This is a genomic window from Leptodesmis sp. (assembly GCF_052746595.1).
On the sequence record NZ_JBRAGO010000158.1, the window covers coordinates 1 to 6,646 of the forward strand.

Below are 6,646 nucleotides of genomic sequence, written 5' to 3' on the forward strand. Positions count from 1 at the left end.
TGTACCCATCCTGTCATTCTGGCTGATTGAATGGGCACGCTAAGCTTTGCGCATCTTACTGATGATGATTGAGTCTAATAGGCAAGAGTTCCACTATCGTCTATCGAGCACTATTACGGAAGCCATAGATTGCAGTGTGCCGCATTGTTTCGTAAATGCTAGTGAACTAGCCAAATCGCAGAACTCATCTATCCACTATTGTTTACAATCGTCCAATTCCCGGTTAGCTACAGCAAGTGTTTCAAATTAGGGTCAGCTTGAAGTTCTTTCAGGATGTTTTTGATTTCCTGGGTGCGGTCTTTCTTCACAATTAGAGTGACTTTGCCATCGCGGACGATCACAGTATCTTCCAGGCCGATCGTGACAATTACATCATCATCATCCGTGGCATAAAAGAGTGCGCCTTGGGTGTCCAATCCCACATGACGAGCCAGTTCTACATTGGGATTATCGCCTTTCAGTAAACGCTCGATCGCATTCCAATCGCCCAGATCATCCCAACCAAAAGCCACAGGCAATACATAGGCTTGCTGAGTTTTTTCCATCAGGGCATAGTCAATGCTCTTTTTCGGCAGGTCAGCATAAGCCGCAACTCCCTTTTCCTCGATCGGGCCAAGAATTTCGGGTGCATAGGTCAACAATTCATCCAGCGTCACTCCTGCCCGGAACACGAATATGCCACTGTTCCAGCTAAACTTGCCAGTGGCCAGGAACTGTTCAGCCGTTTCGCGATCGGGTTTTTCTGTAAAGCGATCAACCCGGTAGGCCGGAAAACTGGCTCCATTGGCGGTTGGATTTGCGCCGTAGTAACCCGCCTCTGCACCCTGTTGAATGTAACCATATCCCGTTGAAGGATAGGTGGGAGTAATTCCCAGAGTGACGATCGCTGCTTCCTTCACTGCCAGTTCCGCTGCTGCGGTCAAAGTTGCCTGAAAAGTTGCCTGATCCGCAATCCAGTGATCGGCAGGAAAGAAGCCAACCACTGTATCTTTGCCATAGCGTCGGGCAATTTCCAGTGTACTCCAGGCCACGGCCGGAGCGGTATCTCGACCTTCCGGTTCTACCAGTAAGTTGGCTTCTGGCAAGTCGGGTAGTTGTTCCCGTACCCCATCCGCCAGGTGAGCCGCTGTCACTACCCACAGGTTCTCCCAACCTTCTGCGACCTCCAGCAACCGTTCTGCTGTCGCCTGTAATAAGCTTTTGCCACTACCATCCAGGCTGAGAAACTGTTTGGGCCGATGTTTGCGGCTGAGGGGCCAGAAACGCTCACCCTTACCACCAGCAAGGATGACGGGGATGAGGGAGGGGTTACTCATAAAATCCGTTGCTCCAATGGGGGACGATCAATTGCAGATATCCAACACGGTAGATCCACTTTAGTTTTGACTAAATCGCTGAGGATTGCACAGTCCAGGTCCAGGGATCTTTATGAGATCTTTATCATGAGATCTTTAGCGGAATCGCCATTTGTTATGCGTCATCGGTTAAGGGTTAGCGTGAAGCTAAAACTTTTCCATTCCTTCCCTACCTTCCCCATATCCCCACTCACCCACCTACTTTCTCCCGCTTTCTTTCACTCTCCTCTCCATCCAAATCAAATTCCCGACTCCAATCCGGGATCTCGTCGCCCGATCGCCGCCCGTACAGTTGCAATTGGGTAAAAGCAACCAGAGGCAGACGTTTGAGCTGACTGAGGGTAAGGGAAACCATCTCAGTGGGATTGGGAGCAGAGTCAGCTTCAAACAGGATTTGCAGGCGATCGGCGTTCAGCCTGATTTTGGCGATCGCGCCCAGGGGCTGCAGTGACTGATTCAACAAGGTTGTCAGTTGGCTGAACCAGTCCGAGGGAGGCATGGGGGAAGAGGCCGAGTTGGGAAGGGTCTGCGGCAGGCTGGTAGGAGCTGTTGGATTCTGCGGCAGGATTTCGTTCGCGTTGGGAATGTCTTCTGGCAGAATGGTGGTGAGAATTTCATCGGTGAGGGTGTTGATCACCGCTAACCGATTAGCCTGTCGCTCGATCGCCTTCTCAAACAGGTTTCTTATCAGGCGGGCATTACCGAAGGTGCGATCGCGGCTATTATAAAGCTCGGTCAGCAAGGTTTTCAGTTTCTCATTGGTCGCCTCGGTGGGATTGAAATGGTTGTCTTGGCACATCTTGTTGAAGATGGCGACCAGTTCATCCGGTGTGTAGTCCTGAAAGTAGAAATATCGATTGAAGCGGGATTTCAAACCGGGGTTGGATTCGACAAAGCGATGCATTTCATCCGTGTATCCCGCCGCAATCACAACCAACCGTTGGCGGTAATCTTCCATGCGCTTCAGCAACACATCCACCGCTTCCTGGCCAAAATCGCGGGAACTGTCTTCGGGAATCAGGGCATAGGCTTCATCGATGAACAGTAGACCATCGAGGGCTTCGTTCACCTTTTCATCCACTTTTTTGGCTGTACCACCGATGTAATCTGCGACCAATCCGGCCCGATCGGTTTCTATCAACTGGCCTTTCTCCAGAAAACCAAGGCTCTGAAAAATGCGGCCCATCAACCGGGCAACGGTGGTCTTGCCCGTTCCAGGGGGGCCACTAAAGATGGAATGTAGCGAGACGGAAGCATTCGCCAATCCCCGCTCGGTTCGCGCTTTTTGCACCTTCAAGAAGTTGGTGAGGGTTTTCACTTCTTCTTTGATGTTGTGCAGCCCCACCAGTTGATTCAGTTCATCCAGCACCTGTTCTAGAGTTTCTTGGGTTGGGTGGGCTGGAGCCGCAGTCGGGGACTGGCAAGCCTGTTGCAGGTAGGGGGCAGGATCTTCGTAGGCGTGGAGCGATCGCCAGACCACCGATAGGGCTTCCATCTCCTCCATGGAAATGCCTCCATCGGCTTTGACAATCACCTGGGCAAAGCGATAGATGGCATTCATCGTCGTTTCCAGCAACTGGCTTCCCTGCTGCTCATCCAACTGATTCAAAACCGATGGCAAAATCAGATGATCGTCTGGTCCAAAATTATTCTTCAACTCCAGCAACAGTTGCACCGTCTGTTTCTGGTACTTCAGCCGCACATCCCTGGAGGTATCCCATTCATTCAGCACCACTTTCAGAGTGTCTCTGTCTTGCTTAATCAAGGCATAAATCACCAGAAAGCCCAGCAGTTCATTGGGAGAAATGTCATTGTTACTCCGTCCACAGATCAAAACTATCTTGGCCAGATCTGTTAGCAAAAATCGTTTGAACTCCTGGCCCCGTTCCAGTAAGGGCTGCACAGCTTTGTAGAGATCGTTGGCTTCTCGTTTGATTTCTTGGGTATCCACGGGTAGCTCCTTAAGAGGGAGAAGGGGGGAGAGGGAGAGTAAGGGGGTGGGTAGGTTTCGATCGCTCATCGTACTCCCTAATGGACAGACTGGGGGGTGAGCAAAAATGGTCGAAGGTTACGTTTAGAGATCCCGTCACCTCAGCGGCACAAACGTGTACTCCTTTTCCCCCTTCTGCCCCAAGGGAGCTACGGTGATGTAGGCTGGCTGATTTTGGCGGTTGCCTTTGGCTTGAAAACTAATGGGTCCTTCTGCTCCGGAAGTCGAGAAATTGGGTTGGGAAAGAATCCGCTGGATGCCGATCCGGGAGGGATCCTGAGCGACCGCGGCCAGCAACACTTTGGTGGCATCATAGGCCAGCACTGTACGCCAGGTCACCAGATGTTCTTGTTTCCAGAGGGCAGAAGCCTGCTGCAAGAAGGGTAATCCAGTGGGGTCAACGGGTACGGCCACGACCATGCCGACAGCTTTTTCCTTGGCGATTTTAGGAACCTTGAAGTTATACATAATGTCGCCCGCCAGCACAGGGAGTCTGCGGTTGTTGTTTTCGATCACCCGAATCGCCCGATCCATGACATCGGCATTGGGCACCAGCATTAGTACTTCCGCTTGTTGAGCGATCGCCTGATTCACACTCTCTTCTGCGTCAAAATCTGGACGAGAGAGATCGATTTCATCCACGACTGTTACGCCCTGCACCCCGCTATAGTCCAGTGCATTTCTAAATTCCCTGGTCAGGGATTTACTGTAGCTGTCATTGGGGTTGTGAAAAATTGTCACCTTGCGCTTGTTCAGGCGGGCCAGCATATAATCTTTCAACGCTTTGGCCGTCTGATTATCTGTGACCATTGTGCGAAAGATGAAATTTCCCACATCGGAGAGCGGCACGGCTGAACTGACCGGAGCCACCATCACGAGTTGGCGATCCTGATACACTTTGGCCGCTTCGATACTGGTATTGCTGCTGCCATGTCCAACCACGCCTAACACCTGCGGATCCCTGGCCAGCAATTCTGCCATCTGTTTGGCAGTTTCCGGTTGGCCATTGTCGTCGGCGATCGCTACCTTTAAAGGCATATTATTAATCCCGCCTACCCAATTAATTTCATCCTGGGCTTGAGCCACCCCCCGTAAAATTTCCATGCCTTGAGCCAGAGACGGGCTGTTAACCGGGATCACGACGGCAATTTCGTAAGATGTAGCCGTACCAATGCGAGCGTTATTCAGATAAATCAGGGTTTCCGGATCACCAGGATCTTGTTGACGCGCTTTTTCCAATGATGCGATCGCCTGACTGTAATTTCCAGCCGCGATTGCATCAATTCCAGCCTGTTTTTCTAGACTGGACTGCCACTGATTCAGCAAATTTTCTCCCACACTGATGCGATCGCTGGCAGTCGTCGCTGTCGTAGAATCCGCCGTTCCAGTCTCCACAGGTGGAAAAATTCGAGGAGTTGACAACTCTTTGACCAAGGCCGCGATCGCCAGAGTCCCCAGCAGGGCCAATCCAATACGAGTCAGAGATTTCCGGTTTCGCGTGGCAGGAGTTACCTGGGTGGAAACGGGCCTGGATTGTAAAAGCTGGCTTCCTTCCAGGAATTGGGCTGCAGTTTTGCTGGCAAGAACGGTGGGAGAGCTACTGGAAAATTCGCCTGAAAAGTCAATCCTACTCACCAGGGTAGGGGCTTTGCTAATTACGTCTCGCAGGGCTTCCAGGACTTCACTGGCCGATTGATAGCGGTCTGCGAAGTGATACCGGGTCATTTTGTCAAGCACATCGGCCAGTTCATCACTGACCTGAGCCTGATCTCGCCAGATCAGTTCAGAAGTCTGGTAGTCTGTTGGCATCTGGGATGGATGCAACCCCGTGAGGGCTTGAATGCCCACGATTCCCAGCGAATACAGATCGCTGCTAAACCGGGGACGACCCATACATTGCTCACTGGCCGCATACCCAGAGGTGTAGACTGGCATACTCAAACTGGTATTCCCGGTGGCTTCCACGATCGTGTTGCCCAGAGTCTTAACCGCTCCGAAGTCAATCAAGACCAACTTGCTGTCCTGCCGACGACGGATCAGGTTAGCAGGTTTAATATCCCGATGTACCACACCCTGAGCATGAACAAATTCCAGAATGCCCAGCACGTCTTCCAGTAAGGGAATCACTTCATCTTCAAAGAGGCGTACCCCTTTAACCAGTTCCTCGCTGAGTGGATGGCCTTCAATAAATTCTTGAACCAGATAAAACCGATGATTCTCTTCAAAGTAAGCCAGTAGGCGAGGAATGCGATCGTGCCTCCCCAACCGCTCTAAGGTTTCTGCCTCGGCCTGAAATAGCCGCCGCACCTGCTGCAATACCGCCGGATCGTTGCTACTGAAGGTGAGATGTTTCAACACACAGCGGGGATTGCCGGGACGTTGGGTATCTTCCGCAATGTAGGTATGGCCAAAGCCCCCAGAGGCCAGTACATTAACGACCTTATAGCGTGAGCCGATCAGTTCGCCTATCATCACATTCCTAATGGCGGCAGTTTTTTCTCTAAGCAAACCTTGTCCTGGTCCAGAATCATTTTTGTTTGGGAAACCCTAGTTTTCTAGCTGAACCTGGTTCAGTTGACCGAGAAACACTTTCTATTGACTCTACCGCGACGGCACTTATCCTGCCAGAGTTAGACAGCTACATTCACAGTTAAAGGCATAATTTGGAATGATGGATTTTGAATTTGGAATAATGAATTTTCATTCCCCATCCCCCATCCCCCATCATGCAACTCCACTGTTCCCATGACTGGAACCTGACTCCGGAGGCCGCGATCGCCCTGCAACAAAAATTACGCGATCGGGTCATCCTGACGGATCAGTTCGAGGAGGTGCGATATGTGGCTGGGGTTGATGTGGGGTTTGAAGCAGGAGGGACGGTGACTCGTGCGGCAGTAGCGGTATTGGGTCTGGATGGTTTGCAGTTGCAAGATAGCGCGATCGCCCGCCGTCCGACCGAATTTCCTTATATTCCTGGTCTACTCTCATTTCGGGAAATACCTGCTGTTCTAGATGCGTTGGAAAAACTTCAGATCGAACCGGATTTGATCCTGTGCGATGGCCAGGGGATCGCTCATCCTCGCCGATTTGGGATCGCCTGTCATTTGGGAGTATTAATCGACCGGCCAACCATTGGAGTCGCAAAATCGATTCTGGTGGGTCGTCATGCCGAGTTACTAGACCAACGGGGAAGCTGGCAACCACTGATCCACAAAGGCGAAACCATTGGAGTGGCCCTCAGAACCCGCCCTGGCACCAAACCTGTCTACATTTCTCCCGGCCATCGGATTTCTCTCGAAAC

Annotated in this window: 4 protein-coding genes; 1 reads left to right on the forward strand and 3 read right to left on the reverse strand. The window is 51.5% G+C overall.

Going from position 1 to position 6,646, the window contains the following annotated elements:
• Positions 1–227 precede the first annotated feature (227 nt).
• The 3 genes from ACUVQO_RS21845 to ACUVQO_RS21855 all read right to left on the reverse strand — a co-directional run bounded on the left by ACUVQO_RS21845 (position 228) and on the right by ACUVQO_RS21855 (position 5,817).
• The gene (locus tag ACUVQO_RS21845) at positions 228–1,316 is read right to left on the reverse strand and encodes a mannose-1-phosphate guanylyltransferase (RefSeq protein WP_445927933.1); all 1,089 of its coding nucleotides are present in this window, start codon (positions 1,314–1,316) and stop codon (positions 228–230) included.
• A gap of 229 nt (positions 1,317–1,545) precedes the next feature.
• Positions 1,546–3,375 (reverse strand): AAA family ATPase, encoded by a 1,830-nt coding sequence (locus ACUVQO_RS21850; RefSeq protein ID WP_445927934.1) that lies wholly within the window; start codon positions 3,373–3,375, stop codon positions 1,546–1,548.
• Positions 3,376–3,441: 66 nt separating this feature from the next.
• Entirely contained in the window at positions 3,442–5,817 is a 2,376-nt protein-coding gene (locus ACUVQO_RS21855; RefSeq protein ID WP_445927935.1) for a protein kinase domain-containing protein, read from the reverse strand.
• Positions 5,818–6,071: 254 nt separating this feature from the next.
• On the opposite strand from ACUVQO_RS21855, the gene nfi reads away from it, so the two are divergent.
• Positions 6,072–6,646, forward strand: a 575-nt coding sequence (nfi, locus tag ACUVQO_RS21860; RefSeq protein WP_445927936.1) for a deoxyribonuclease V, incomplete at its 3' end; no start/stop codon positions are given.